We start from the raw sequence: 26,102 nt of genomic DNA on the forward strand, positions 1-26,102 counted from the left end.
CGCTGTCGCGAGCAAGCTTTGCTCCCACAGCGTCCTGCGCCTGGGATTCGTGCGCCTGTGGGAGCAGGGCTTGCCCGCGAAGGGGCCCGTCCGGCTGACCATAATCCCCATGCTGATCCCCTTCATGATGATTGATATAGGCATTTTCCGGATGATGCCCTTCACCGCCCTCGACCTTGTGGGGCTTGAGCAGGTACATCGCCAGGGTCGGCACCAGCGTGCGCGACAGCACGAACGAGCTGCCCATGGCGAAGATCACCGCCAGCGCCATCGGCCGGAACAGATAACCGGCGATACCCTGGAGCATGAACATCGGCACGAACACGATGCAGATACACAGCAGGGACACGAACGCCGGCCCGACGATCTGCTTGGCGCCGTCGAGAATCGCCTGCTTGACCGCCTTGCCTTGTTCCAGGTGCCAGTTGATGTTCTCGATGGTCACCGTGGCGTCATCCACCAGGATCCCGACGGCCAGCGCCAGCCCCCCGAGGGTCATGACGTTGAGGGTCTGGCCGGACACCGACAGCAGGGCGATGGCCGACATCACCGCCAGCGGAATCGAAGCGGCGATGATCAACGTCGAGCGCCAGCTGCCGAGGAACAGCAGGATCATCACGCTGGTCAGCAAGGCGGCGATGATGCCTTCACGGGCCACGCTGCCGACCGACTCCTTGACGAACACCGAGGCATCGCCCAGCAGCGAAGTCTTCAACTCCGGCGGCAGGGTTTCGTTGATGCGCGGGAGCATGCCGCGGATGCTGTCGACGATCGACAGGGTCGAGATGTTGCCGTTCTTGAGGGCTGGCATCAGCACCGCGCGGCGACCGTCGACGCGCACGATGTTGGTTTGCGGCGGCGAGCCGTCCCGCACGTGGGCGACCATGCCGAGGGTGATCTCGGCGCCGTCGACGGTCTTGATCGGCAGGTCGTTGAGGGCGTCGATGGCGGTCGGGCTGTTGTTCAGCAGGATGGTGTATTCGTCACCGCCCAGCTTGGCCGTGCCCACCGGGATGATCTGGTTCTGCGCGGCCAGGGCGTTGGCCACGTCTTGTGCCGACAGGCCCTTGGCGGCCAGCGCCTGCGGGTCGAGGTCGAGGGTGATCTGGCGCTGCTTGCCGCCCATCGGCGTCGGCATGGCCAGGCCCGGCACCGAGGTCAGTGGCAGGCGGATGCTGTTCTGCACCAGGTCGCGGATCCGCGCTTCCGACAGCGTCGGGCTGGAGAACGCCATCTGCAGGATCGGCACCGTGGAAGCGCTATAGTTGAGGATCAGCGGCGGCGTGATACCGGCCGGCATCTGCTTGAGCACGGTTTGCGACACCGCCGTCACCTGGGCGTTGGCGGTGCGGATATCGACGCCGGGCTGAAAGAAGATCTTGACGATCCCCATGCCCGGCAGCGACTGCGACTCGATGTGCTCGATGTCGTTGACCGTGGTGCTGAGCGAGCGTTCGTAGGTGTAGATCACCCGTCCAGCCATGGCATCCGGCGCTAAACCTGCGTATTGCCAAACCACGGCGACCACCGGAATGCCGATGTCGGGGAACACATCGGTGGGCGTGCGCACTGCGGCGAGCGGCCCCACGATGCAGATGAAAATCGCCATCACGAGAAACGTATATGGCTTGGAAAGTGCGGTCTTGACCAGCCCGAGCATGCGAAGCCCCCCAATGTTGAATCGGCGCAGTCTTCCATGGAACGGTCAGTGCATTTCCTTAACTCGCATGAAGATTGCGTTAGTGCCTTGTTCATGGGGATTCATTTGTTCAGAGCGGTGGCGCTGCCCAAGCTTGTCGGCAAACAACACTGACTTCCTTTTCTCGACGACGAATACAGGTACTGCTCATGAGCGCAAAATGGCGTGTGTTGATCCCTCTGCTGGGTATGGTCGGGCTGTTGGCCGGCTGTGCCGGACCGGTGCCCAAGCCCGACCCTACCGAAGCCTGGGTCGGCCTGCACGAAGAACCCGATGCGGTGCTGATGGCCGCTGACCTGGACGGCAAGCGCCTGAACGACGGCCGTTATTTCGAAGTGCCACCGGGCAAGCACCGCCTGGACATGACCTTGATCGTCGACGGTGTGGGCGATAACGACGAGCAGAACTGCTCGGCCCGAGTGGATTTTGGCCAGTTCAAGGCAGGCGGGCATTACAGCCTGGTAGAGACCAGCCTGGGTGAGGATTACAGGGTCAAGCTCGAAGACAGCAAGGGCAAGCAGATCGGCCATGCGTCGGATGTGACCTGCATGCCGGGGTGAGGATTTGCACCGTATGCCCCCTTGCACCTGTAGCGAGGGGGCTTGCCCCCGATAGCGGTAGGTCAGCCATACGAGTACCGCTGAATCCATTTTTCGGGGGCAAGCCCCCCCGCTACAGGGTTGTCAGATGAGGCCGATCTTGCGTCCCGCATACTCGGGCGCAGGCCAGTCTTGCTGGGCACCCATGATTCGCTCCAGCGCCGCTTTCGTTTGCTCGGTAAAAGCCGCCGACTTCGGCCCCTCCAGATTCACCTGCAACAACATCTGCTCACTCGCCGCCATCACCTGCGCTTCCCCCTCGGGGTGCAGCGTCAGGTACAGCTGCAAGCGCTTGCGGTCCATCGCCATGATCTGGATCCGCGCCTCCATCACCGCGTCCAGCTTCACTTCATGCAGATAGTTGATGTGCGCCTCCAGGGTGAACAGCGTCAGCCCGGTGCGCTCGCGGCTCTGCGCATCCAGGCCGATCTCGTCCATCAGCCCATCCACGGCATAGCTGAAAATCAGCAGATAGAAGGCATCGCGCAGATGCCCGTTGTAGTCCACCCAGTCCTGCGGGATCGCCCCGCGCCAACCGATCATTCGCCGAACGCCATGCCATGCTTGGCCTTGGTCGCCCGCACTGCGTCGAGCACCGCCAGCAGGCAATCGTCGCGATAGCGTTCCAGTGCGCTGATGCTGCGTTCGCCCAGTTGCTCGGTGGTGCCGTCGACTACGTCATCGATCAGCTTGTCGGTCAGCTCCGGTGCCGGCAGGTAGGTCCAGGGCAATTGCAGCGCCGGGCCGAACTGGTTCATGAAATGGCGCATGCCAGCGTCGCCGCCCGCCAGGGTGTAGGTCAAAAAGGTGCCCATGAACGACCAGCGCAGGCCGGCGCCGAAGCGGATCGCATCGTCGATTTCGCCGGTGGTGGCGACGCCGTCGTTGACCAGATGCAAGGCCTCGCGCCACAGCGCTTCAAGGAGGCGATCGGCGATGAACCCAGGGACTTCCTTGCGCACGTGCAGCGGGCGCATGCCCAGCGATTCGTAGACCTTGATCGCTGCCTGCACGGCCTCGGGGGCGGTCTGCTTGCCGCCGACCACTTCCACCAGCGGCAGCAGGTACACCGGGTTGAACGGATGGCCGACCACGCAGCGCTCGGGGTGGGTGGCGCCTTCGTAGAACTCGCTGGGCAGCAGGCCCGAAGTGCTGGAGCCGATCAGGGCATTGGGTTTGGCCGCGGCGCTGATCTGGCTGTGCAGTTGCAGCTTGAGATCGAGGCGCTCGGGGGCGCTTTCCTGGATGAAGTCGGCGTCGCGCACGCATTCTTCGATGGTCGCCACGAAGCGCAGGCGCTGCGGGGATGCATTGGCGCTGATGCCTTGCTTGACCAGTGCCGGCCAGGCGTTGGCGACCCGTTGGCGCAGGGCGGCTTCGGCGCCGGGCGCTGGGTCCCAGGCGACTACGTCGAGGCCGTGGGCGAGGGCACGGGCGACCCAGCCACTGCCGATGACGCCGCTGCCCAGGGCGGCGAAGGTCTTGATGTCGGTGATGTAAGTCATGTGCGGTCCTTGTGCGAAGCAGTGTATTTGGCGTCTCTACCGCTGTAGCGAGGGGGCTTGCCCCCGATTCGGTGTCTCAGCCACAGCGATGGCGCTGATGTATCTTTCGGGGGCAAGCCCCCTCGCTACAGTGATTGGCGTGCGGCGGGCATCAACGCCGGGTGAGATTCATTTTTGCTCGCCCCTCGGCCGGCGTGAGGATGCGCGCGCCGAGACGCGTGAGGATTTCGCCCACGCGCTCGACCAGTTGACCGTTGGTGGCCAGCACGCCTTTTTCGAGCCACAGGTTGTCTTCCAACCCGACCCGCACATTGCCGCCCAGCAGCACCGCCTGCGCCGCCATGGGCATCTGCATGCGGCCGATGCCGAAGCCGGACCACACCGCATCGGTCGGCAGGTTGTCGACCATGGCCTTCATGGTGGTGGTGTCTGCCGGCGCGCCCCAGGGGATGCCCAGGCACAGCTGGAACAACGGATCGACCAGCAGGCCTTCCTTGATCATCTGTTTGGAGAACCACAGGTGGCCGGTGTCGAAAATCTCCAGCTCGGCCTTCACGCCCAGTTCGGTGATGCGCTTGGCGCCAGCGCGCAACTGTTGCGGCGTGGAGACGTAGATGGTGTTGCCGTCGCCGAAGTTGAGGGTGCCGCAATCCAAGGTGCAGATTTCCGGCAGCAGCTCTTCGACATGGGCCAGGCGCGTCAGCGGGCCGACCAGGTCGGTGCCGGGGCCGAAGTCGGTGGACGATTCGCCCGGGCCGATCTCCAGGTCGCCGCCCATGCCGGCGGTGAGGTTGACGATGATGTCGATGTCCGCCTCGCGGATGCGCTCCATCACCTCGCGGTACAGCGCGACGTCGCGGCTGAACTGCCCGGTCTGCGGATCGCGCACATGGCAATGGACCACGGTGGCCCCGGCCTTGGCGGCTTCGACGGCTGCCGCGGCGATCTGCTTGGGGGTGATGGGCACGAGGTGGCTCTTGCCGGTGGTGTCGCCAGCGCCGGTGAGGGCGCAGGTAATGATGACGTCGTGGTTCATGGTCGAGTCCTGAAGGCTGTGTATTGACCTGTAGCGAGGGGGCTTGCCCCCGATAGATCGTGTCAGCGATACCTCTTTGACTGACACTCAGCGGTCGGGGGCAAGCCCCCTCGCTACAGGGTGTTCGCTGCGACGATGGGTGCTTGATGTCGGCCCGGGCAGCGCAAGATGATCAAGGATTACCAGACAGCTTGAGATTCCCGCTGGCCGGCTTGCCATCGAAGGTGGTCACCCCTTCAAGCCAGCGCTGCTGATCCGCCGGGTGCGCCTTGAGCCAGGCCTTGGCCGACTCCAGTGGGTCCTTGTGATCGAGCAGCGGTTGCATCATCCGGCTCTCGTCCTCGGCGCTGAAGGTCAGGTTGCTGACCAGCCGCTCGACGTTGGGGCAGCGGGTGGCGTAGTCCGGCGCGGTGACGGTCCACACCGTGGCCTTGCCTTCATCCGGGCCCAGGGCACCGTCGCTGCCGGTGAGATAGGTCATCTTGACGTTGACGTTCATGGGGTGCGGCGCCCAGCCGAAGAACACTACGGCCTCGTTGCGGTTCACCGCGCGGGTCACCGCTGCGAGCATGCCGGCCTCGCTGGACTCCACCAGCTGGAAGCCGCCCAGGCCGAACTGGTTCTTGGCGATCATCGCCTTGATCTGGGTGTTGGCTCCCGAGCCTGGCTCGATGCCGTAGATCTTGCCGCCCAGTTCGGGCTTGAATTTGGCGATGTCGGCGAAGCTTTTCAGGCCCTTGTCGGCCAGATAGGTCGGCACCGCCAGGGTGGCACGGGCGTCTTCCAGGCTGGGTTTGTCCAGCACGCGCACCTGTTTGGCGTCGACGAAGGGCGTGATGGTCTGGGTCATCAGCGGGTTCCAGTAGCCGAGGAACAGGTCCAGGCGCTGATCGCGGATGCCGGAGAAAATGATCTGCTGCGAGGCGCTGGTCTGCTTGGTTTGGTACCCGAGGCCATCGAGCAGCACCTGGGTCATGGCGCTGGTGGCGATGACGTCGGTCCAGTTGACCACGCCCAGGCGCACGTTCTTGCAGCTGGGGGCTTCGGCGGCGTTGGCGCCGGCGGTGAACAGCACGCTGGCGGTCAGGCTCAGCAAACAGCGACTCATCGATTTGTTCATGACGGCTCCTCGGGCTGGCGGCAGTTTCTCGTTGTTATGGCGCCCGGCATCTGCGCGCCGTGGCCCTGCCTAAGTTACGCAGCTGCCCGAGGGGAAAATCGCACTGCGGCGACGGGGACTTGCACGCTGGCGACCTGCGGGGTATTAACCCTGTCGCCTACAGCATGTAGCGAGGGGGCTTGCCCCCGATTGCGGTGTGTCAGCCATGAAGAGGGCGCTGGCTTGCTTATCGGGGGCAAGCCCCCTCGCTACAGCTGGTGCAGGGTTTGCCTGTGATGAGAATTTTCCATGCCTCAATGCTTCCACTTCCTGCTGTTACCCGGCTTTTCCGCGATGGGCTTTATTTCCGCCATCGAGCCGCTGCGCGTGGCCAACCGCTTCAAGGGCGAGCTGTATCGCTGGCAGGTATTGAGCCTGGACGGCGGCCCGGTGAGCGCCAGCAACGGCATGTCGGTGAACGCCGATGACGGCTTGATCGCCCTGAGCAAGGGCGCAACCTTGATGGTGGTGGCGGGGTTCGATCCTCTGCGGGATTTTTCGGCGCCAATGCAGCACTGGTTGCGCCGCCAGGATAGCGAAGGGGTGACGCTGGGCGGCATCGACACCGGCAGCGTCGTGCTGGCCGAGGCCGGCCTGTTGAGCGGCCATCGCGTGGCCTTGCACTGGGAGGCACTGGACGCCTTTCGCGAATCCTACCCCGCGCTCGAGGCCAGTCAGGAACTCTTCGAAGTCGATGGCCGGCGTATCACCTGCGCTGGCGGCACGGCGAGCATCGACCTGATGCTAGACCTGATCGCCCAGGCCCACGGCAGCGAACTGGCCATTCAGGTTTCGGAGCAGTTCGTGCTCAGCCGCATCCGCCCGCGCAAGGACCACCAGCGCATGCAGATCGCCACGCGCTATGGCATCAACAACAAGAAGCTGGTGCAGGTGATCGGGGAAATGGAGCAGCACATGGAGCCGCCCCTCAGCACCCTGGAACTGGCCGAGCTGGCCAGGATCACCCGCCGCCAGCTGGAACGGCTGTTCAAGCTGCACCTCAACGACACGCCGAGCAACTTCTACCTGCGCTTGCGATTGGAGAAGGGCCGGCAGTTGCTGCGCCAGACGGACATGAGCGTGCTGGAGGTGAGCATTGCCTGCGGGTTCGAGTCGGCGTCCTATTTCACCCGCAGCTACCGGGTGAAGTTCGGCAAAAGCCCGCGCGAGGATCGGCGGTCCGGCAAGGGACTGGTTGAAGACCGAAGAATAAACCAAACGTTGGGGTAGGTGACGCCTTCCTACTCAATCCTTATCCGCATATTGTCTTGTGCAACCATTTTCAAGTAGTTGAGTTTTGTTTTTGAAATGCTCTCCAGAGACAATTCGCTTATGGTGTTCAGCGCGGTAATTGCTTGGTTTTTCGTTATGCGTCGAGGCGCTTCGGACTCGTTAAGCAGTGCCAAAAAATACGAATCAACTGATGGCTTTGGTGCCTTTAGCTTAATATTGATTCCTTTGGGTAATACGAGATTTGATTTTTGAATTTGTGCTGATGCCATGTTTTGCAGTGAAAACTCGTCGAAGGCGTGAGGCAAGTGCAGCTCTACATAATCACGAGCCTTTTTTTCGATTGTTTTTATAAGGCTTACGTCGTTTTTCAATGTGGTCGCCACCTCTGTGTCAAGGGGTAGTCCCTCTACTGATCGCCGTCGAATATTGGCAACGGGCGGGGCTACACGTCGACGCCCGTGGAGCGTGGCCATCATTTTGCTCGAGAGACTTTGTGCCGACTGTCCGGAAAGATCGATGTGATTGATCGGATCGCCAAGCGTATAAACATACGCATTGATTCCGCCCTTGCCAAATGGGCTCGCTAGGTCCGGATTGTCGAACCTCATCAGCGATGGGTTGTATGTCCTATAGCCATTACCAAAGATATAGGTTCCTGTTTCGTTTTCGCGCAGTGTGCCGCAGAAGCCTGTTTTTGTGACGCGCAAAAGACAGGCGCAGTCGACACCAAAGGGGCCATAGCTGATTATTTTTGAGTTTGTCGAGCTGCTTATAATCGAGCCCGCCCGGTCGGTCATCATGAGCTTAGTGTTTTGTCGGTGCATATAGGCCTCCACGTAACTCATCCTAGACTGGGTAAGTAGTCAATGCACCTAGCAGATCTAATAGGTAAACCGCCGCATGGAGCGCTTTCGCGGGCAACCCGCTCTCACAGCTATGTACCCGTGGGCAAAACGGCCGTCGGGACCCGCCCCTGAGCACTTTAGAAATGGCCGACCTGGTCAGTCGCACGAGTCGGTCGCTGGCGGTTATTCAAGATGTTCCTCAATGACACGCGCGCAAGAAGCTCCGGCCAGTTACTGCGCCAGACGGACATGAGCGTGCTGGAGGTGAGCATTGCCTGCGGGTTCGAGTCGGCGTCGTATTTCACCCGCAGCTACCGCGCGAGGATCGGCGGGCCTAGGCCAACCCTGTAGTGAGGGGGCTTGCCCCCGACTGCGGTGTGTCAGTCAACCAGGTATCGCTGACACGATTTATCGGGGGCAAGCCCCCCTCGCCACAGGGTGATCAGCGTTTGAGCAAAACGGCGCTGGCGGCCTTGAAGGCTTCGTGCTGATACTTGTTGAGACTGGCAGGCAACTCGCCGCCGAGCTTTTTCGCCTGGGCGCTGATGGTTTGCGGGGAGACGAGGACGGTTTCGCAGCCGTCGAGCAGCTGCAGAATGCCCTCGATCTTGAACGTCGTCGGCCCACCGGCAAACTCGCCTTTTTTGCCGCGCTTCTTGATCGCCAACCGCTGAATGCCATTTTCGGCGACGAAGGCTGCAGCTTGTGCCGAAAATGCCCGCACGTTCGCCGCCAGGTCGTCATCCTCCAGCGCCAGCTTCTTGAGCGTCAACGGCACGTGAGTCACCGCGCCGCCCTCTACCGCGGCCAGGGCGAAGATCGCCTCACTGGCCTTGATTTCCACACCGCAGGTCTTCATTCGTCAGGCGCGTCCGACTCGCCGCCTTGGGTTGCCAAGGTCTGCAGGTATTCCGACCGCTCGTCGCTGCGTTGAGCCAGGCAGTTGTTCTTGGTGGTGTCGGCGTCGCTGTCGTCGCTGCTGGACTCGAGAATTTCCACGGCGCAATCGGCGTCGCGCAGTTTTATCCACAGGTCGTTGGCGGCCTTGACCTTTTCCTGGTAGGTCTTGAGCACGTCTTTCTGGTCGCTGAACTGCGCCGAGATGCGCGCCATCAGCTGGTTATAGGCTTCATCCAGGCCGGTTTGCGCGGTTTCCTTGTTGTAGACCGAGCACTTCAGGCTCTGGGCGCTGGTTTCGACCTTGTCGCAGGGCGTCGGCCCGTCTTCGTCCTTGTCCGCGGCATGTGCGCCGACGGCCAGTACGGCCAACACCCAAAGCATTGATCTCATCGATGACGCCCTCAACCTGTAATGAAACATTTCTCGGATTTTGGCCCAGCGGCAGCATAAATAATAGGGGGCGGCGGGTTTTCGACGTGTCACGGTGCCGTTTACACCCCGCACCCTGTTGCGAGGAGGCTTGCCTGCGATTGGTCATTACCGACACAGCTATGTGTCCCCGCTAGCGCCGATCCGGGGCAAGCCCCCTCGCTACAGGTTTGGGCGATTGTCGTGGATTGACGCTTTCGGCAATTCCCTTGTCGTTTTTGCATCCGGGCCGTCTGGCGCCTAGGCATATGCTGGCTCCAAAGCGCCGGCAGACGATTCGGCGTACCACGCCTATAGGGGACAGCCTGATGAGCCCAGCCGAATTGCACGCCGACAGCATCGTTATCGATGGCCTGATCATCGCCAAGTGGAACCGTGAACTGTTCGAAGACATGCGCAAAGGCGGCCTGACCATGGCCAACTGCACCGTGTCGGTGTGGGAAGGTTTCCAGGCGACCGTCAACAGCATCTGCACTAGCCAGAAGCTGATGCGCGAGAACAGCGACCTGGTGATGCCGGTGCGCACCACCGCCGACATCCGCAAGGCCAAGGAGCTGGGCAAGACCGGCATACTCTTCGGCTTCCAGAACGCCCACGCCTATGAAGACCAGATCGGCTATGTCGAGGTCTTCAAGCAGCTGGGCGTCGGCATCGTGCAGATGTGCTACAACACCCAGAACCTGGTCGGCACCGGCTGCTACGAGCGTGACGGCGGCCTGTCGGGCTTCGGTCGCGAGATCGTCGCCGAAATGAACCGCGTCGGCGTGATGTGCGACCTGTCCCACGTGGGTTCGAAAACCAGCGAAGAAGTCATTCTCGAATCGAAAAAACCGGTGTGCTACTCCCACTGCCTGCCGTCGGGCCTCAAGGAGCACCCGCGCAACAAGTCCGATGAAGAGCTGAAGTTCATCGCCGATCACGGCGGTTTCGTCGGCGTGACCATGTTCGCGCCGTTCCTGGCCAAGGGCATCGAGTCGACCATCGACGACTACGCCGAAGCCATCGAATACACCATGAACATCGTCGGTGAAGACGCCATCGGTATCGGTACCGACTTCACCCAGGGCCACGGCCAGGACTTCTTCGAATACCTGACCCACGACAAGGGCTACGCCCGCCGCCTGACCAGCTTCGGCAAGATCATCAACCCGCTGGGCATCCGCACCGTGGGCGAGTTCCCCAACCTGACCGAAACGCTGATCAAGCGCGGTCACAGCGAGCGCACCGTGCGCAAGATCATGGGCGAAAACTGGGTCAACGTCCTGAAAGACGTCTGGGGCGAATGAGTATCTCTGGAGCCTGCTGCGCCCGCCGATAGCTGCGTCAGGTCCTCGCTCAACGCTTGCCGTATCGGGGTACGACGCGCATTTCGCTGCGCTCCTTCCTTGCTCTCGACGTGCTCGCCACGGCTCCAGAGGCACTCATGCTGCTGTTTATTTAAAAGCAAAGCGGTTCGCCTTTGCTTCAACGAATTGTGAATTTCCGGAGTTTAGAACCCATGGCCAAAATCGCCCCGCAACTGCCCATCGAAGTCGACAGCGAAACCGGCGTCTGGACCTCCGACGCCCTGCCGATGCTCTACGTGCCGCGGCACTTTTTCGTCAACAATCACATGGGCATCGAAGAAGTGCTGGGCGCCGACGCCTACGCCGAAATCCTCTACAAGGCCGGCTACAAGTCCGCCTGGCACTGGTGCGAAAAAGAAGCCGAATGCCACGGCATCGAAGGCGTCGCGGTGTTCGAGCACTACATGAAGCGTCTGTCGCAACGCGGCTGGGGCCTGTTCAAGATCCAGGACATCGACCTCGACAAAGGCACCGCCAGCGTCAAGCTCGAGCACTCCTGCTTCGTCTACGTGTACGGCAAGGTCGGGCGCAAGGTCGACTACATGTTCACCGGCTGGTTCGCGGGCGCCATGGACCAGATCCTCGCCGCCAAGGGCAGCAGCGTGCGTACCGTCGCCGAGCAAGTGTATGGCGGTTCCGAAGAAGGCCACGACGATGGCCTGTTCACCGTCAAACCGTTGTAAGCCGAGGACCGTGCCATGGCTTTCGAAGCGATGTTCCAGCCGATCCAGATCGGCAAGCTGACGATCCGCAACCGCGTGCTCAGTACTGCGCACGCCGAGGTCTACGCCACCGATGGCGGCATGACCACCGATCGTTACGTCAAGTATTACGAGGAGAAAGCCAAGGGCGGTATCGGGCTGGCGATTTGCGGCGGTTCGTCCAGCGTGGCCATCGACAGCCCGCAGGGCTGGTGGAAATCGGTCAACCTGGCCACCGACAAGATCATCCCGCACTTCCAGAATCTTGCCGACGCCATGCACAAGCACGGCGCCAAGATCATGATCCAGATTACCCACATGGGCCGTCGCTCGCGGTGGGACGGCGACCACTGGCCGACCCTGATGTCGCCCTCGGGCATCCGCGAGCCAGTGCATCGCGCCACGTGCAAGACCATCGAGCCCGAAGAAATCTGGCGCGTGATCGGCAACTACGCCAGCGCTGCGGCGCGGGCCAAGGCCGGTGGCCTGGACGGCGTCGAGCTGTCGGCCGTGCACCAGCACATGATCGACCAGTTCTGGAGCCCGCGGGTCAACAAGCGTACCGACGAATGGGGCGGCAGCTTCGAGAACCGCATGCGCTTCGGCATGGAGGTGATCAAGGCCGTGCGCAAGGAAGTCGGCGACGACTTCTGCGTGGGCCTGCGGATCTGCGGCGACGAATTCCACCCCGACGGCCTCAGCCACGAAGACATGAAGGAGATCGCCAAGTACTACGCCGACACCGGCATGATCGACTTCCTCGGCGTGGTCGGCTCGGGTTGCGACACCCACAACACCCTGGCCAACGTCATCCCCAACATGAGCTATCCGCCGGAGCCGTTCCTGCATCTGGCGGCCGGCATCAAGGAAGTGGTCAGTGTCCCGGTGCTGCACGCGCAGAACATCAAGGACCCGAACCAGGCCACTCGCATTCTGGAAGGCGGCTACGTCGACATGGTCGGCATGACCCGCGCGCACATCGCCGACCCGCACCTGATCGCCAAGATCAAGATGGGCCAGATCGACCAGATCAAGCAATGCGTGGGCGCCAACTACTGCATCGACCGCCAGTACCAGGGGCTCGACGTGCTGTGCATCCAGAACGCCGCCACTTCCCGTGAATACATGGGCGTGCCGCATATCATCGACAAGACCACCGGCATCAAGCGCAAGGTGGTGATCGTCGGTGCCGGCCCGGCGGGGATGGAAGCCGCTCGCGTGTCCGCCGAACGCGGCCACGACGTGACCCTGTTCGAGAAGAAGGAATTCATCGGCGGGCAGATCACCACGGCGTCCAAGGCGCCGCAGCGTGACCAGATCGCCGGTATCACCCGCTGGTTCCAGCTGGAGTTGGCGCGCTTGAAAGTCGACCTGCGCCTGGGCACCGCCGCGGATATCGCGACCATCATGGACCTGCGTCCGGACGTGATCGTGCTGGCGGTGGGCGGGCATCCGTTCCTCGAGCAGAACGAGCACTGGGGCGCCGCCGAAGGGCTGGTGGTCAGCAGTTGGGACGTGCTCGACGGTAAGGTCGCGCCGGGCAAGAACGTGCTGGTGTACGACACCATCTGCGAGTTCACCGGCATGTCGGTGGCGGACTTTCTCGCCGACAAGGGCAGCCAGGTGGAGATCGTCACCGACGACATCAAGCCGGGCGTGGCCATCGGCGGTACGTCGTTCCCGACCTACTACCGCAGCATGTACCCCAAAGAAGTGATCATGACCGGCGACCTGATGCTGGAAAAGGTCTACCGCGAGGGCGACAAGCTGGTGGCGGTGCTGGAGAACGAATACACCGGCGCCAAAGAGGAGCGGGTGGTGGATCAGGTGGTGGTCGAGAACGGCGTGCGGCCTGACGAAGTCCTCTATTACGGGCTCAAGGAAGGTTCGCGCAACAAGGGCCAGATCGACATCGATGCCTTGTTCGCGATCCAGCCGCAGCCGTCGCTGAGCACCACGGGTGACGGCTATCTGCTGTTCCGTATCGGCGACTGCGTGGCCCAGCGCAATACTCACGCGGCTATCTATGACGCGCTGCGGCTGTGCAAGGATTTCTGACGGGGTGACGTCCGTCGGGGGCAAGCCCCCTCGCTACACGTGACCCTGTAGCGAGGGGGCTTGCCCCCGATAAGGCCGCACCACGATCCCAAGCCAAGCGTCTTTGTTCACCCCATCCAGGACACCTGAGTCTTTGGGAGCCCGCATCATGTTGAATACCCTTCTCCCGATCCTGCTGTTCGCCGCCTTGGGCCTTGCCGCTCTCGGCGCCGTACGGCGGGTACGCCTGTGGCGCCGGGGCCGTGCCGCGCCGGTCGACCTGCTCGGCGGCCTGCTGGCCATGCCCAAGCGCTACATGGTCGATCTGCACCATGTGGTGGCCCGTGACAAATACATCGCCAACACTCACGTGGCCACGGCCGGCGGCGCGGTGCTGGCGGTCGTGCTGGCGATCCTGGTGCACGGCTTCGGCCTGCACAGCCGCATCCTCGGCTACGCGCTGCTGTTCGCCACCGCCTTGATGTTCGTTGGCGCCTGCTTCGTCTATGCGCGCCGCCGCAACCCGCCGGCACGGCTGTCCAAGGGCCCATGGATGCGCCTGCCGAAAAGCCTGCTGATGTTTTCGGCGAGCTTCTTCATCGCCACCTTGCCGGTCGCTGGCATCCTGCCGGAGAACTTCGGTGGCTGGATCGTCGCCGTGATCCTCGGCATCGGCGTGCTCTGGGGCGTATCGGAACTGTTTTTCGGCATGACCTGGGGCGGGCCGATGAAGCACGCCTTCGCCGGGGCTTTGCACCTGGCCTGGCACCGCCGCGCCGAGCGCTTCAACGGCGGCCGCTCCACCGGCCTCAAACCGCTGGATTTCGCCGACAAGAGCGCGCCGCTGGGGGTGGAAAAACCCAAGGATTTCACCTGGAACCAACTGCTCGGTTTCGACGCCTGCGTGCAGTGCGGCAAGTGCGAAGCCGCCTGCCCGGCATTCGCCGCCGGCCAGCCGCTGAACCCGAAAAAACTGATTCAGGACATGGTCGTCGGCCTTGCGGGCGGCACCGATGCTCGCTTCGCCGGCAGCCCCTATCCGGGCAAGCCTGTTGGTGAACACGCCGGCAACCCGCACCAGCCGATCGTCAACGGCCTGGTCGACGCCGATACGCTGTGGTCGTGCACCACCTGCCGCGCCTGCGTCGAGGAATGCCCGATGATGATCGAGCACGTCGATGCCATCGTCGACATGCGCCGCCACCTCACCCTCGAGAAGGGCGCCACGCCGAACAAGGGCGCCGAAGTGCTCGACAACCTGATCGCCACCGACAACCCCGGCGGTTTCAACCCCGGCGGTCGGATGAACTGGGCGGCGGACCTCAATCTCAACCTGATGGCCGACAAGCCCGATGCGCAAGTGCTGTTCTGGGTCGGCGACGGTGCCTTCGACATGCGCAACCAGCGCACCCTGCGCGCCTTCGTCAAGGTGCTCAAGGCCGCCAAGGTCGACTTCGCCGTGCTCGGCCTGGAGGAGCGCGACAGCGGTGACGTGGCCCGGCGTCTGGGCGATGAAGCCACTTTTCAGCTGTTGGCCAAACGCAATATCAAGACCCTCGACCAGTACCGCTTCACGCGCATCGTCACCTGCGACCCGCACAGCTTCCACGTGCTGAAAAACGAATACGGCGCCCTCGGTGGCCACTACGAAGTGCTGCATCACAGCACCTTCATGGCCGAGCTGGTCACCCGTGGTCAGCTCAACCTCGGCCAGCACAAAGGCGCCAGCGTCACCTATCACGACCCGTGCTACCTGGGCCGCTACAACGGCGAATACCAGGCGCCGCGCGACGTGCTCAAGGCGCTGGGCATCGAGGTCAAGGAGATGCAGCGCTCTGGCTTTCGTTCCCGTTGCTGCGGCGGCGGCGGCGGCGCGCCGATCACCGACATCCCCGGCAAGCAGCGCATCCCGGACATGCGCATGGACGACATTCGCGAAACCCAGGCCGAGCTGGTGGCCGTCGGTTGCCCGCAGTGCACCGCCATGCTTGAAGGGGTGGTCGAACCACGGCCGCTGATCAAGGACATCGCCGAGCTGGTCGCTGACGCCCTGATCGAAGAAGCGCCGGTCGCCAAGCCGGTGGTGGTCAAACGTGAACCCGCGGAGGTCAACTGATGAGTGACATCATCCGCCGCGATCCCCGTGCCGAGTGGATCGCCCGTAATCGCCTGCACCCCTTGCACGCCGCCATGCAACCGGCGCAAGGCAGCTGGATGGGCCCCCACGGCGTCATCCGCAAGAATCCCCATGTGGGCGCTTTTATCGGCCCCAATGGCGTCAAGCGTATCGACCGCAGCGGTGCCCAGCAGGGTGGCGGCAGCAAGCGTGGTGCGGCAGCCGAGGTGCAGCTGCCGCTGCATCGCGTGGCCGAGCCGGCGTTTTATATCAGCGTGGTGCCGGACATGGTCGGTGGCCGCCTGAGCAGCCACGACCGCGACGTGCTGGGCCTGGCCCATCGCCTGGCCGGCAACGACGGCGCTGTGCTGGCGATCGTGTTTGGCGAGCATAAAGAGAGTGCCTTCGACACCGCCGGCGTCGACCGCTTGCTGGTGCTCGACGGCAGCGAGTTCGACGGTTATGCACCGGAGCAACGGGTGCAGGGCCTGCGCGCTGTGGATAACCAGTTCCGCCCGCGGCACTGGTTGCTGCCCGACAGCCGCAGCGGCGGTGGCGAACTGGGCCGGCGCTTTGCCGCCAGCCTGGGCGAACGCCCGGCCACGCGGGTGTGGCAGATCAAGGAGCAACAGTGCATCGGCCGTGCGGGCGCGGGCTTGCAGGACATCGCCCGGGACGTGCCACGGCTGATTCTGGCGGCCGCCGAATGCGCCGAGCCTGTGGATGAAACCCGTCACGAAGCCTTGCCGGTGGAGTTATCCACAGTGCCCGCACGCAGCCTGCCGCGCATCGAGGACCTGGGCGCGGTGGCGGTTGACCCGGCGGCGATTCCGATGGCCGAAGCGGAGTTCATCTTCTCCGGCGGCAACGGCGTCAAGGACTGGGAGCTGTTCCACCGTACCGCCGCCGCCCTGGGCGCAACCGAAGGCGCCTCGCGGGTAGCGGTGGACGATGGCTTCATGGGCCGCGATCGGCAGGTGGGCGCCAGTGGTACCTGGGTCACGGCGCGGGTCTACGTGGCCGTCGGGATCAGCGGGGCGATTCAGCATCTGCAAGGCATCGGCGCCTGCGACAAGGTCATCGCCATCAACCTCGATGCCGGGTGCGACATGATCAAGCGCGCGGACCTGTCGGTGATCGGCGAGAGCGGCGCGATCCTCCAGGCACTGATCGCCGCCATGGCCACTTACCGTAACCAAGCCAAGCGCGATGCAGCCTGAGGAGAGCGTTTTGAACAGTGCACTTGATACCAAGGTCATCAGCCTGGTCTCCATCGGCGCCCACCCGACCTCGGGCCGCGCGAGGCGTGCCGAGCAGGATGCTCGCGCGGTGGAGATGGGCCTGCAGCTAGCGGGCGCCAACCTGCGCGTACTGCACGCCGGCGACGCCAACGAGCCCGCCCTGCGCGCCTACATGGGCATGGGCCTGGAGCGTTTGCACGTACTGGAAAATCCGCCCGGCAGCGACGCCTTGCCAGCACTGGCGGACTACCTGCGCAACGCCGGCGCCCAGCTGGTGCTCACAGGCACTCAGGCAGAAACCGGCGAAGGCTCGGGCATGTTGCCGTTTCTGCTGGCCGAGCAATTGGGCTGGCCGGTGATCGTCGGGCTGGCCGAGGTCGAGTCCATCGACAACGGCGTGGCCCTGGTGCTGCAAGCCTTGCCTCGCGGGCAACGGCGGCGCCTGAAGGTGCGCTTGCCGATGCTGGCCACGGTCGACAACGCGGCGCCCAAGCCACGGCAAAGCGCTTACGGCCCGGCCCAGCGCGGGACCTTTGCCGTGGATGACGTGGAAATCGTCGACGACGAACTGCTCGCCAGCGCCGAGCTGCAACCGGCCAAACCGCGGCCCAAGCGCTTGAAGGTTATCAAGGCCAAGAGCGGCGCGGACCGCATGAAAGCCGCCACGGCCAAAGCCAGCGGTGGCGGCGGGCAGGTGCTCAAGGGGGTAAGCGCCGAGGAGGGCGCGGCGGCGATTCTCAAGTTGCTGGTGGAGGAGGGGGTGGTGCGCCAGTAATGACCTGCGATGGTATCCGGCGCGGCGCTGCGGCCTAGGGGGACGGGGCTGAAGAGCGACGCGGTGCACCTCCAGAGGCATGAATCTGGCCGGCGAGTTAAGGCGGTGTCGGGACCAAGCTGAATTTCCCGGCGCGAGAACGCCTATGTACCCATCAGCCCATTCTCCGGCGGGAGCTGGGGTGTCCAAGCGGGTAGTCTCTTGGTGTTCGTACGGTGCCCGGAGTCGCGTTGTCTACTCTCATATCTGATAGGTGCGGGGGGCGCCGGAATTACCCTAATCTAAAAAGAATGAGTACTGAGGAGGTCGGCCATGGTAATTCGATCCCACACGCTTTGGATCTGCGATGCCCGTAACACCTTGCTGCAAAGCTCGGACGAATCAGTGCGCCGTGGCGTTGCCTATACCTGCCATGGTTGGCGCAAACCGACTGCGGTTGCCCCTGCGCTTGGCTTCAACGGCCAACGCGCCGAGCCATTCACACAGTGGTATTACTTGGGGCATGGCCATCGAGTCTACAACCCGGCTCTTATGAGATTTCATGGTCCCGACCGGTTGAGTCCCTTCGAAGAAGGCGGGTTGAACACCTATGTTTATTGTTTGGGAGATCCCGTTAATCATGGCGATCCCACGGGCCGGTCTATTGCGAGATTTGCTGATTTTATCGATATTGCAGGTAACCTCGCGAGTCATGCAGAAAATCTTAGTGAAAGCTTGCTCCGTTCACGACCGAGGGGCGTGTTGGGCTATGCTGCCCTGGCGTCTGACATTGGATATGCTGGCACAACTTCGGGGGCAGCCTTGGGATATGCAGGTTACTCTGCCGCCAGTGAAGTAGTGTTGACCGCTGGCATGGCATTGGTCGGCCTTGGGAATGGTATCAGGGCGGCACATGGGGCGTTACAGGCTGTGAAAGGGAGTCGATTAACGCATATTGTTCGCCAGCGTATGCGAATTCCGAGTGTGTCGGACGACCTGTTGAACAATGTCGTAGTAGTTCCCTCTCAAAGAGTTTCAATCTCCATTCCAGAATCCCGTGAGTTACCACATGTTCGCTTGTCCAGTCTGCCAGCGAAGGCTTCTACCGGTAGCAAGGTCATAAGATTCGCCACTTAATATAGTTTGCCAACTCGTCATTCATCTTGTTGAAGGCAAATTATATGTCTCGCCAGATACTCATCAGCGCCTTGGTGAAGTTGCGCTCCATAGCCCGATTGCCGTGCTCACTCTACCGGGTACATTTTATCGGACCAGTCGGAGCCGCGATTGGGATGAGCCTACCCTGCGCGCACGGCCAAAACCTGCAGTGGCGGCGGGCAGGTCCTAAAGGGGGTGAGCGCCGAGGAGGGCGCGGCGGCGCTTCTCGGGTTTCTGGTGGAGGAGTGAGGGGAGCGTCGAGCGGCGCACACCCTGCCGCAAAATCCAGTGTCTGGCTAGCTGCAAGAACTGTCAGTTTCGCCACCGGCGCATGGGCTCTAGAGTGGGGCTTTTGGAGATGCAGACAATGACCCTTCGCTCGACCCATTTGCAGGTCACCAACGCCCAGCACTCGGTGCTGCAGGCCATAGGCCCAGGCGCTTCGCCGTTGCCGGCCCATGATTGTTTCGGATGGCGCCAGGCCGGTGGCTCGGCGCTGGGGTTCAATGGACAGCGGGTCGAGCCGCTGACCGGTCGTTATCATCTGGGGCACGGGCGGCGGGTATATAACCCGTTGCTGCGGCGCTTTCATGAGCCTGACAACCTCTCGCCCTTCGGTGCCGGCGGGTTCAACGCATATAGTTATTGCCAGGGCGACCCGCTCAACTACCGCGACCCTAGCGGTGCGCAGATAGAGTGGATGGACAACACGCTTACGGAGTACGTCGTGCCAGCGCTGGCGCTGCTCTATGATATTTTTTCAGTCATGGCGGCGGTGTTGACCGTCGCAACCACGACGCCCGGTACAGTGACGCGCGTTGAAAAGCTGGCATTGATCGGCACCATGGGGTTTGGCGTGATGTCGATCGGCGAGACGACTGCCGGGCTGATCGCCAAGAATGACGAGTTGAAGTTTGCCGGGACTGTCACCGCAGGAGGCAGTGTGCTGATCAGCGGGATGGGCTTCGGTGCTCGTCTACGCCGCTTTATGAAACAGTCGGGGCGCTGGAAGACCTTCGTCGCAGGCTTCAAGGAGACGTTCGATTTCTCTCGTTCGCGCAGAGGCAGTGATGTAATTGCGTCTGATCGGAATTCGATACCGATGGTGAGCTTCGGCTTAGCGCAGACCCCAAGCAGTTCGTTTGCTGTGCGCATACCCTCGAGCAGTACTCCCTCCCGCTCACCCTCTCCATCGCGCGCGTCCACCGCGTCTGCGCAAGTTCGGGGTACTACGGTTTGATCCTGGGCGCCACCCCGTGCCAGATATCCAGCAACGCCTGGCTGATACTGCTCTCCAGCACCCGGTTGCCCTGCCCACTCAAGTGGTCCGCATCGTTGTACAGCGGTTTGCCGTCTCTGGCGTACGCCGAGCAGGCCGAGTAGGGGCACAGCAGTGGCAGCGGGTCCCACACGTGGAGGCTCGGGTATTCAATTTGCAAGGCCGCCAGCAGCTGCATCTGCGGCGCACGCAGCCGTTCGAGCTGGGTGCGCTCCACCGTCAGGCCGGGGGCGCAGATCGGGTTCATGTGGTTGAACCAGTCGCTGCATCGATTGGGCGGCGCCTTGAACAGCGGTTTGGGTGCGTCGATCAGAATATGTACCTGGGTCGCTTGCAAGCGGGTCAGCATGGCATGGGCTGCGCGGCTGGCTTGCTCGGTATCGATCTCGGCCAGCGCTTGCGACCAGGCCGCTTGCTCTCCCGCCGCCCAGTCACGCCCGGCCAGCTCGGGCATGCGCAGAGAGGCCAGCCATACGATGTCCCCCGGATTGGCCCGCGCCTCGATATCGGCCAGTGCGGCCTCGCGCTCGTCGGCGCAGTCCTGCGGATCGGCACCGATCAGGCTCACCACCGCGCAGCCGCCTTGCTCGTATTCACGCACCTGCACGCCAAGGCGCAGCTCCACGAGCTTGAGCAGGGTGCGATAGGCCGCGGTATGGGAGTCACCTAGCACGAACAGCTGGCGGCCTTCGATTTCGGGGTCTTCCAGCGGCTCGACGGGCTCGCGGGGGTAGTGTTTGTAAGCGTGCCAGAGATAGCTGTCACGGGTTTGCGTGAGCGAGAGCTGTTCGGTGTTATGGGTTATCCACAGGGCCGAGAGCCAGCCAGCGCCGACGGCTGCGAGGCTGGCAGTGATGGTAAGCCAGGCGTTGCGCTGCAGGATCGAGCGGCCGGTGCGGATCGGGGTTTCGATCCAGTGATAAGAAGCCGCCGCCAGCGTCAGTACAATAAAGGGATAGACCACTTGCACCTCCAGCGATTCCAGGCCCGTCGTCCAGCGCAGGAACACCGCCACCGGCCAGTGCCACAGATACAGCGAGTAGGACAGCCGGCCGAGGTAGGTCATGGGCGGCGATTGCAGCAAGGTGTGCAGTGGTGATGGGCTGGCGGCGGGCTTGAGTACCACGGCGGCGATCAGCAACAGCGTGCCGGTGACGGTCACCAGCGCCCACGGGAAGGGGAACCACCTGCGTTCGGCGAGCATGAAGCCGCTGATCACCAGTGCGAGCCCTACCACCAGCAACACCTGCGCCAGCCAGCCGCCGCGCGCGGTCAGCGTCTTGCTGCCCAGCGCTTGAAACAGCAGGGCGCCTGCGGCCAGCTCCCAGAATCGACTGGGCAGCAGGTAGAACGCCGACAGCGGATCGTTACTCGTTTGCACGCCACTGACGATCAGCGACGCCAGCGCAAGGGTCGGCAGCACGGCCCAGGCCAATTTCAGATGCGTCCTACAACGGCGGTATAAAAAATAAATCGCCGGGAACAGCAGATAGAACTGCTCCTCGACCCCCAGCGACCAGGTGTGCAGAAACGGGTTGAGCTCGGCCCGGGGCGAGAAGTAGGGGTTGGTGTTGCTCGCCAGGGTGAAATTGCTCAAGCCGACGATGGCCGCCAGGCCGGTCTGGTCGTTCTGGTTGCTCAGCCACACCTGTGGCACGAACAGCGCCGAGACCACGAAGCTCACCAGCAGCACCACCAGCAACGCCGGCAGCAGGCGCAGCAAACGACGACGGTAGAAGTCCAGCAAATAGGCGCCTAAACCCAGGTGCGTACGCTCGGCCAGCGCGCGGCTGATCACGTAGCCGGAGATGACGAAGAACATGTCGACCCCGGTAAAGCCTCCCGGCAGCAGCTGCAAAAAGTCGAGATGGAAGACGATCACGCTCAACACCGCGATGGCGCGCAGGCCGTCGATGCCGGGCAGATAGCCGTGGGCGCCTGGCTGGGACGATGAGATCGAGGGAGAGGGGGAATACATGGGTGGCCCTTCGCTGGTTCTTGGAGGGGCGACCTTAGGGCAATGGACGAGAGAGCGGCAGGGGGATTGGGTTGCGGGATATTTCAGTTTCTTGGCGAGGATGAAAGATAAGCAGCAGAAGCGGCGACCCCCTCTCTAGGAGGGGGTCTCAGCCATCGCATTGGCGAACAATGCGACAGGGCAGGACGTTGTTACCTCGCGCTCGGCGAACGGGGAGACCCGTAACGGGGTGCGATCCGAAGATCCCTGAAACCACCCTGGGTACGGCGCAAAGCGCGGTCGATGTTCTGCTATTTACGGCGCTGAATCAACGGCTATTGCGGCATAGACTTATGTGCGCTGGGCTGCATCCCCAGCGCCACATCATCAATGATCGCCTTGGCCATGTCGCCGAGGTAGTGGGCGGCCCAGGCCAGGGTGCTGCTGTCGTGTTCCAGCCCGCTGAGGCGCGTGAGGGTGTTGGCGCAGCCCATCAGAACCGAGGCGTGTTCGAGGGCGTCCTCGGTGCAGAGGCCAGGGTTGAGGCGGAACAGACGCTGGTTTTGCAGGTTGCAGCTGCCGAAGGTGGCGGCGCCGGGGGTGGTGCTTGGCGTAGGTGCAGTCATGTGGAACTCCAGTTGTTTTCAGGAGCTGCCACAGTTCGCGGTCAATCGAATCAGGTGGCAGCTGTACGCGGGTTGACCGACCGGGACAACGGAGCAAACCCGGCACACCCGAAGGTGTCCCGCGCACAGCCGCCATAAAGCGGAATGCCGGGCATGGGGACGCCGAGCAATCGTGGGGGCAGTTGCTGAGTTGTTGGTCGGACGGTCAAATCCGGCCGCTGAATTGGCAGCGGCTGGCGAACGATACCTACGCCCCGTTCGGCATGCAACCGCAGGCAAAACGCAACCTGCAAGAACTGCCAGGTTCGCGTTGTACGCGGACGTTTCACAATAACAAGATAGGGAGGATGCCCCATGACCAACCGATCGACTTAATTGCTGATGACCGATGCCCGACGCAGCGTGCTTGGAATACCGCGTTGCCCCTCGATCGCCTACAGCCCCACGCGGTGCGCGGCACCTTAGGCGCAGTGCTGGCACTTAGCAATGTATGCGGGCCAGTGATATTTGCACTGGCACTCGATTATAAATAACACCCAGGTAGTGGCCGCCTCGAGCCCCCCTCTCTGCGGCAGTATTGTAAGGCGTAGCTTTCAGGAGTCAGGAGTTTGGAAGCTATTGGGGCTCCTTATGGCGAGCAGAAGATTAATCAAGTTCCCGCTCAGCACAAATTAAGTTTTGCAGCCGTAATCCCACCGTGCGCCGTTGATATTTATTTGTCAACCTGCAAGATCTACTAGGTTCGGTATCCTCAGCAAACTGCTACGTTGACGTTTTGCGGGAGAGTGATCATGCCAACTCATTTAAACTCAGTGTTGCTTTGCGAGCGCCGTAATTCAGTTATTAAAAGTTTTGGGCAAGGAGGGTCCGTCATCTCTGTTGCCTACAGTGCTTATGGAGGGAGGCCGCCGCGAGCAATGGCCCCCGTTATCGGCTTTAACGGTCAACGCGCCGAGTCGCTGACCGGCTGGTACCTTTTGGGACATGGCCATCGAGTGTATAACCCGATGCTACAGCGCTTCCATAGCCCGGATCACCTGAGCCCATTCGGTAAGGGCGGATTGAATGCGTATGCCTATTGCCTTGGAGACCCGGTTAACTATGAGGATCCAACAGGGCAATTTGTCAGGCAAATAGTGGCTGGGGTGGTCAGTAAGGTGAGAGAAACGGTGGGGACTATCGATGCCTATCTTCACCGCTACAACAGATGGCTTCTAAGCCTGAACGATGCAAATTTTTTAGATCATCTAGATGACTTAGCAGCAGTATTTGAATTTAACAGAAATGCAGCGGTCGGAGGCTTTCTCTTGACGGCGTCCCCCCCATTTGCATTCATTGGCATTACTATGGAAACGGTCGCTTTGAGCTTGCGGTCTATTTCGGCGTTCACCAGGAATGCTCCTGTGCTTTTTTATAACGCATTGAATATTCAAGAGACCATTCAGGCAGGGGTGTCGAGAGTATCACGAGGATTGGACGTTTTGAATCAAACGCGAGCGAACTATTGGGGTTTGCGGGATCCGTCAAGTACATCGAGGCACTCACTTAATGCCCTTGCTATTCGCCAGGTATGATCGCGGATTTACTTATCAATTCCGTCGCTCGGCATAAACGTGCAGAGGCGTTGGAAGTCGTTATGAAATACCGCAGGCAGACCTGCCCCTCATCTGCCTGTGATACATCCAGCCTACTCGTGCACCGTCACCCTTTTCAAATACGGCACCCGCTCAGCGCCGGCCAGTTCGCGCGCAATCGAATCGGGTGGCAGCTGTACGTGGGTTGACCCCAGGCAAAACGCAACCTGCAAGAACTGCTAGGTTCGCGTTGTGTGCGGACGTCTCACAATGAGGAGATAGGGAGGATGCCTCATGACCAACCGATCGACTCAATTGCTGATGACCGATGCCCGACGCAGCGTGTTTGGGATACCCGGTTGCCCATCGATCGCCTACAGCCCCCACGGGGTGCGCCGCAGGGCTTGCGCGATGCCCGCGTTGGGGTTTACCGGCCAGCGCGTCGAGCCGATCCTGGGCGTTTACCTCTTGGGCCACGGGTATCGGGTTTACAGCCCGGTGCTGATGCGCTTCCACAAACCCGACGTCTTTTCCCCTTTCGCCGAGGGCGGCTTGAACACGTACGCCTATTGCCAGGGCGACCCCGTGAATTTCACCGACGCCAGCGGCCGGTTTCTGGACCTGCTGTTTCCTCAACTGGACCCGAAAGTCGTGGCGTTACTGTCGATTATGACCGGCGCGATAGTAGGGACCGCCAACGTAGTGGGCGGCGTGAAGACATTTCACCCCAACGCCTCGGTTGCGCTGACGCCACTGGCCAAGCGAGGGTTGAACACCGCGTTGGTTGGCAGCTTGGCCATGGTGATAGGGGGGAGCCTTCAGCTCGCGGGCGAACCGGAGGGGCGATACGTGTCGGCCTTTGGCTCGTTGATGACCTTTGCAGGGAGCGCTATGGCAGTGACGGCAGGTGTACGCTTCATCAAGAAACAGCCTGATCCATGGGGCTACGTGTGGAAAGGGGTGAAGGCGCGTGTCGGGTTCAAGGTGAATTGGCATCTTGATAGGCTAAATTTTTCATTCTTGGGCCAAATGCCTCGGGCACCGTTTTCCAGTTCGGTGTCTGAAATCAGAAAGGGCCAATTTGCATGAACCATTTCAGGAGTGCAGCCATGCCAGTTAATTCGAACTTCATGTTGCTTTGTGATCGGCGAAACTCGGTGGTAAAAACGTTTCGGCGAGAAGGCGCCGTCTCCTCTGCTACGTACGGACCTTATGGGTGGAGAAGGCTGCACACGATTGCCTCTGCGGTCGGTTTTAATGGTCAGCGCGTCGAACCGCTTACTGAGTGGTATGACCTCGGGCACGGCCATCGAGTATATAACCCGATGCTACAGCGCTTCCACACCCCGGATCGGCTGAGCCCATTTGGTAAGGGCGGCTTGAACGCGTATGCCTATTGCCTGGGCGACCCGGTCAATTATGAGGATCCGACGGGGCAGTTTGTCAGGGAGATCATAGGCGGGTTGGTCAACGGAGTGAGAAAAGTGGCAAGGGACGTTTCAGACTATGTTCAAAACTTTGTTAGACCGGTGCAATACGGTTCCCTTGAAGAAGCTATAGAAGGACTCGATGAGGTAATTGCCGTATCAACCTTCAGCACGAGCGTGTTGTTTGGGGCTGCGATAGCGAATCCGGGCCTATACACCGCAGTGATGTTAGTGGCTGGTCCTCCAACTGGCGTCGCTTTGGGCTCGAACGTCGCACAAGTAGTGAACAGGGCTCGTGCCGCGCTTGGCTATGGCCTGCCGATTATTTACGAAGTCGCTGGGGCTGGGCTTTCCAGGCTATCAAGAGGGCTGAACGTCCTGGAACAAGCGCGTGGCAACTATTGGGGCTTCCCTCGTGCGGGAAGTCTGAGTGATGCACAGATCAGCTCAATTCAGATTCGTGGCTGATGACTTAGCAACA

At 61.8% G+C, this 26,102-nt stretch carries 22 protein-coding genes and 3 pseudogenes; 15 read left to right on the forward strand and 10 right to left on the reverse strand.

The annotated features are described in order from the left end of the window. Nucleotides 1–109: 109 nt before the first annotated feature. Nucleotides 110–1,660, reverse strand: a pseudogene (locus AC3WJP_RS19725) (efflux RND transporter permease subunit); the annotation flags it as partial. A gap of 188 nt (nucleotides 1,661–1,848) precedes the next feature. On the opposite strand from AC3WJP_RS19725, the gene AC3WJP_RS19730 reads away from it, so the two are divergent. Beyond that, nucleotides 1,849–2,259 (forward strand): PA0061/PA0062 family lipoprotein, encoded by a 411-nt coding sequence (locus tag AC3WJP_RS19730; RefSeq protein ID WP_493724041.1) that lies wholly within the window; start codon nucleotides 1,849–1,851, stop codon nucleotides 2,257–2,259. Between the two features lie 123 nt (nucleotides 2,260–2,382). On the opposite strand, the gene AC3WJP_RS19735 is transcribed toward AC3WJP_RS19730, so the two are convergent. From AC3WJP_RS19735 to choX, 4 genes are all read right to left on the reverse strand, one after another. Next, on the reverse strand, nucleotides 2,383–2,841 hold the full coding sequence (locus AC3WJP_RS19735) for a thioesterase family protein (protein ID WP_493724042.1): 459 nt from the start codon (nucleotides 2,839–2,841) through the stop codon (nucleotides 2,383–2,385). Beyond that, nucleotides 2,838–3,803: an L-carnitine dehydrogenase gene (locus AC3WJP_RS19740; protein ID WP_493724043.1), complete on the reverse strand. Its 966-nt coding sequence runs from the start codon at nucleotides 3,801–3,803 to the stop codon at nucleotides 2,838–2,840. Before AC3WJP_RS19740 ends, AC3WJP_RS19735 begins: the two co-directional genes overlap by 4 nt. 151 nt (nucleotides 3,804–3,954) lie before the next feature. Beyond that, the gene (gene cdhC / locus AC3WJP_RS19745) at nucleotides 3,955–4,839 is read right to left on the reverse strand and encodes a 3-dehydrocarnitine:acetyl-CoA trimethylamine transferase CdhC (RefSeq protein WP_493724044.1); all 885 of its coding nucleotides are present in this window, start codon (nucleotides 4,837–4,839) and stop codon (nucleotides 3,955–3,957) included. A 172-nt stretch (nucleotides 4,840–5,011) separates the two neighbouring features. Next, nucleotides 5,012–5,959 carry a choline ABC transporter substrate-binding protein gene (gene choX / locus AC3WJP_RS19750; protein WP_493724045.1) on the reverse strand — a complete coding sequence of 316 codons (948 nt, stop codon included), beginning with the start codon at nucleotides 5,957–5,959 and terminating at the stop codon, nucleotides 5,012–5,014. Nucleotides 5,960–6,247: 288 nt separating this feature from the next. On the opposite strand from choX, the gene AC3WJP_RS19755 reads away from it, so the two are divergent. Continuing rightward, nucleotides 6,248–7,228, forward strand: coding sequence for a GlxA family transcriptional regulator (locus AC3WJP_RS19755; protein WP_493724046.1), 981 nt, complete (start codon nucleotides 6,248–6,250; stop codon nucleotides 7,226–7,228). An 11-nt stretch (nucleotides 7,229–7,239) separates the two neighbouring features. Here AC3WJP_RS19755 and AC3WJP_RS19760 read toward each other — a convergent pair whose 3' ends face one another. Next, nucleotides 7,240–8,055, reverse strand: coding sequence for an RHS repeat-associated core domain-containing protein (locus AC3WJP_RS19760; RefSeq protein WP_493724047.1), 816 nt, complete (start codon nucleotides 8,053–8,055; stop codon nucleotides 7,240–7,242). Between the two features lie 140 nt (nucleotides 8,056–8,195). On the opposite strand from AC3WJP_RS19760, the pseudogene AC3WJP_RS19765 reads away from it, so the two are divergent. Further along, nucleotides 8,196–8,427, forward strand: a pseudogene (locus tag AC3WJP_RS19765) (helix-turn-helix domain-containing protein); the annotation flags it as partial. 91 nt (nucleotides 8,428–8,518) lie between these two features. On the opposite strand, the gene AC3WJP_RS19770 reads toward AC3WJP_RS19765, so the two are convergent. Further along, complete coding sequence (locus AC3WJP_RS19770) at nucleotides 8,519–8,935, reverse strand: DUF3010 family protein (protein WP_493724048.1); 417 nt, start codon at nucleotides 8,933–8,935, stop codon at nucleotides 8,519–8,521. Then, the gene (locus AC3WJP_RS19775; protein WP_493724049.1) at nucleotides 8,932–9,366 is read right to left on the reverse strand and encodes a lysozyme inhibitor LprI family protein; all 435 of its coding nucleotides are present in this window, start codon (nucleotides 9,364–9,366) and stop codon (nucleotides 8,932–8,934) included. The genes AC3WJP_RS19770 and AC3WJP_RS19775 overlap by 4 nt, the downstream gene beginning before the upstream one ends. Before the next feature lie 347 nt (nucleotides 9,367–9,713). Here AC3WJP_RS19775 and AC3WJP_RS19780 point away from each other — a divergent pair, with 347 nt between their 5' ends. From AC3WJP_RS19780 to AC3WJP_RS19820, 9 genes and pseudogenes are all read left to right on the forward strand, one after another. Beyond that, nucleotides 9,714–10,691: a dipeptidase gene (locus AC3WJP_RS19780; RefSeq protein WP_493724050.1), complete on the forward strand. Its 978-nt coding sequence runs from the start codon at nucleotides 9,714–9,716 to the stop codon at nucleotides 10,689–10,691. A gap of 212 nt (nucleotides 10,692–10,903) precedes the next feature. After that, nucleotides 10,904–11,434 carry a DUF5943 domain-containing protein gene (locus AC3WJP_RS19785; RefSeq protein ID WP_493724051.1) on the forward strand — a complete coding sequence of 177 codons (531 nt, stop codon included), beginning with the start codon at nucleotides 10,904–10,906 and terminating at the stop codon, nucleotides 11,432–11,434. Nucleotides 11,435–11,449: 15 nt separating this feature from the next. Then, entirely contained in the window at nucleotides 11,450–13,510 is a 2,061-nt protein-coding gene (dgcA, locus tag AC3WJP_RS19790; RefSeq protein ID WP_493724052.1) for a dimethylglycine demethylation protein DgcA, read from the forward strand. A gap of 148 nt (nucleotides 13,511–13,658) precedes the next feature. Further along, nucleotides 13,659–15,605 carry a dimethylglycine demethylation protein DgcB gene (gene dgcB, locus AC3WJP_RS19795; RefSeq protein ID WP_493724053.1) on the forward strand — a complete coding sequence of 649 codons (1,947 nt, stop codon included), beginning with the start codon at nucleotides 13,659–13,661 and terminating at the stop codon, nucleotides 15,603–15,605. Continuing rightward, the gene (etfA, locus tag AC3WJP_RS19800) at nucleotides 15,605–16,825 is read left to right on the forward strand and encodes an electron transfer flavoprotein subunit alpha (RefSeq protein ID WP_493724054.1); all 1,221 of its coding nucleotides are present in this window, start codon (nucleotides 15,605–15,607) and stop codon (nucleotides 16,823–16,825) included. Before dgcB ends, etfA begins: the two co-directional genes overlap by 1 nt. A 10-nt stretch (nucleotides 16,826–16,835) precedes the next feature. Next, the gene (gene etfB / locus AC3WJP_RS19805) at nucleotides 16,836–17,621 is read left to right on the forward strand and encodes an electron transfer flavoprotein subunit beta (RefSeq protein ID WP_493724055.1); all 786 of its coding nucleotides are present in this window, start codon (nucleotides 16,836–16,838) and stop codon (nucleotides 17,619–17,621) included. Nucleotides 17,622–17,933: 312 nt separating this feature from the next. Then, on the forward strand, nucleotides 17,934–18,737 hold the full coding sequence (locus tag AC3WJP_RS19810) for an RHS repeat-associated core domain-containing protein (protein WP_493724056.1): 804 nt from the start codon (nucleotides 17,934–17,936) through the stop codon (nucleotides 18,735–18,737). Between the two features lie 168 nt (nucleotides 18,738–18,905). Further along, nucleotides 18,906–19,007: pseudogene (locus AC3WJP_RS19815) on the forward strand (electron transfer flavoprotein subunit beta); the annotation flags it as partial. Nucleotides 19,008–19,125: 118 nt separating this feature from the next. After that, complete coding sequence (locus tag AC3WJP_RS19820; protein WP_493724057.1) at nucleotides 19,126–19,998, forward strand: RHS repeat-associated core domain-containing protein; 873 nt, start codon at nucleotides 19,126–19,128, stop codon at nucleotides 19,996–19,998. On the opposite strand, the gene AC3WJP_RS19825 is transcribed toward AC3WJP_RS19820, so the two are convergent. Together AC3WJP_RS19825 and AC3WJP_RS19830 are read right to left on the reverse strand one after the other, a co-directional pair. Beyond that, on the reverse strand, nucleotides 19,988–22,015 hold the full coding sequence (locus AC3WJP_RS19825; protein WP_493724058.1) for an acyltransferase family protein: 2,028 nt from the start codon (nucleotides 22,013–22,015) through the stop codon (nucleotides 19,988–19,990). The two genes, AC3WJP_RS19820 and AC3WJP_RS19825, sit on opposite strands and share 11 nt — an antisense overlap. 314 nt (nucleotides 22,016–22,329) lie before the next feature. Beyond that, nucleotides 22,330–22,620, reverse strand: coding sequence for a DUF3077 domain-containing protein (locus AC3WJP_RS19830; RefSeq protein ID WP_493724059.1), 291 nt, complete (start codon nucleotides 22,618–22,620; stop codon nucleotides 22,330–22,332). Between the two features lie 791 nt (nucleotides 22,621–23,411). Here AC3WJP_RS19830 and AC3WJP_RS19835 point away from each other — a divergent pair. The 3 genes from AC3WJP_RS19835 (at nucleotide 23,412) to AC3WJP_RS19845 (ending at nucleotide 26,089) form a co-directional block, all read left to right on the forward strand. Next, entirely contained in the window at nucleotides 23,412–24,194 is a 783-nt protein-coding gene (locus AC3WJP_RS19835) for an RHS repeat-associated core domain-containing protein (protein WP_493724060.1), read from the forward strand. 294 nt (nucleotides 24,195–24,488) lie between these two features. Then, nucleotides 24,489–25,283: an RHS repeat-associated core domain-containing protein gene (locus AC3WJP_RS19840; protein ID WP_493724061.1), complete on the forward strand. Its 795-nt coding sequence runs from the start codon at nucleotides 24,489–24,491 to the stop codon at nucleotides 25,281–25,283. After that, nucleotides 25,280–26,089 (forward strand): RHS repeat-associated core domain-containing protein, encoded by an 810-nt coding sequence (locus AC3WJP_RS19845; protein WP_493724062.1) that lies wholly within the window; start codon nucleotides 25,280–25,282, stop codon nucleotides 26,087–26,089. The genes AC3WJP_RS19840 and AC3WJP_RS19845 overlap by 4 nt, the downstream gene beginning before the upstream one ends. Nucleotides 26,090–26,102: the final 13 nt, after the last annotated feature.

Source organism: Pseudomonas sp. GW821-FHT01A09, assembly GCF_058986725.1.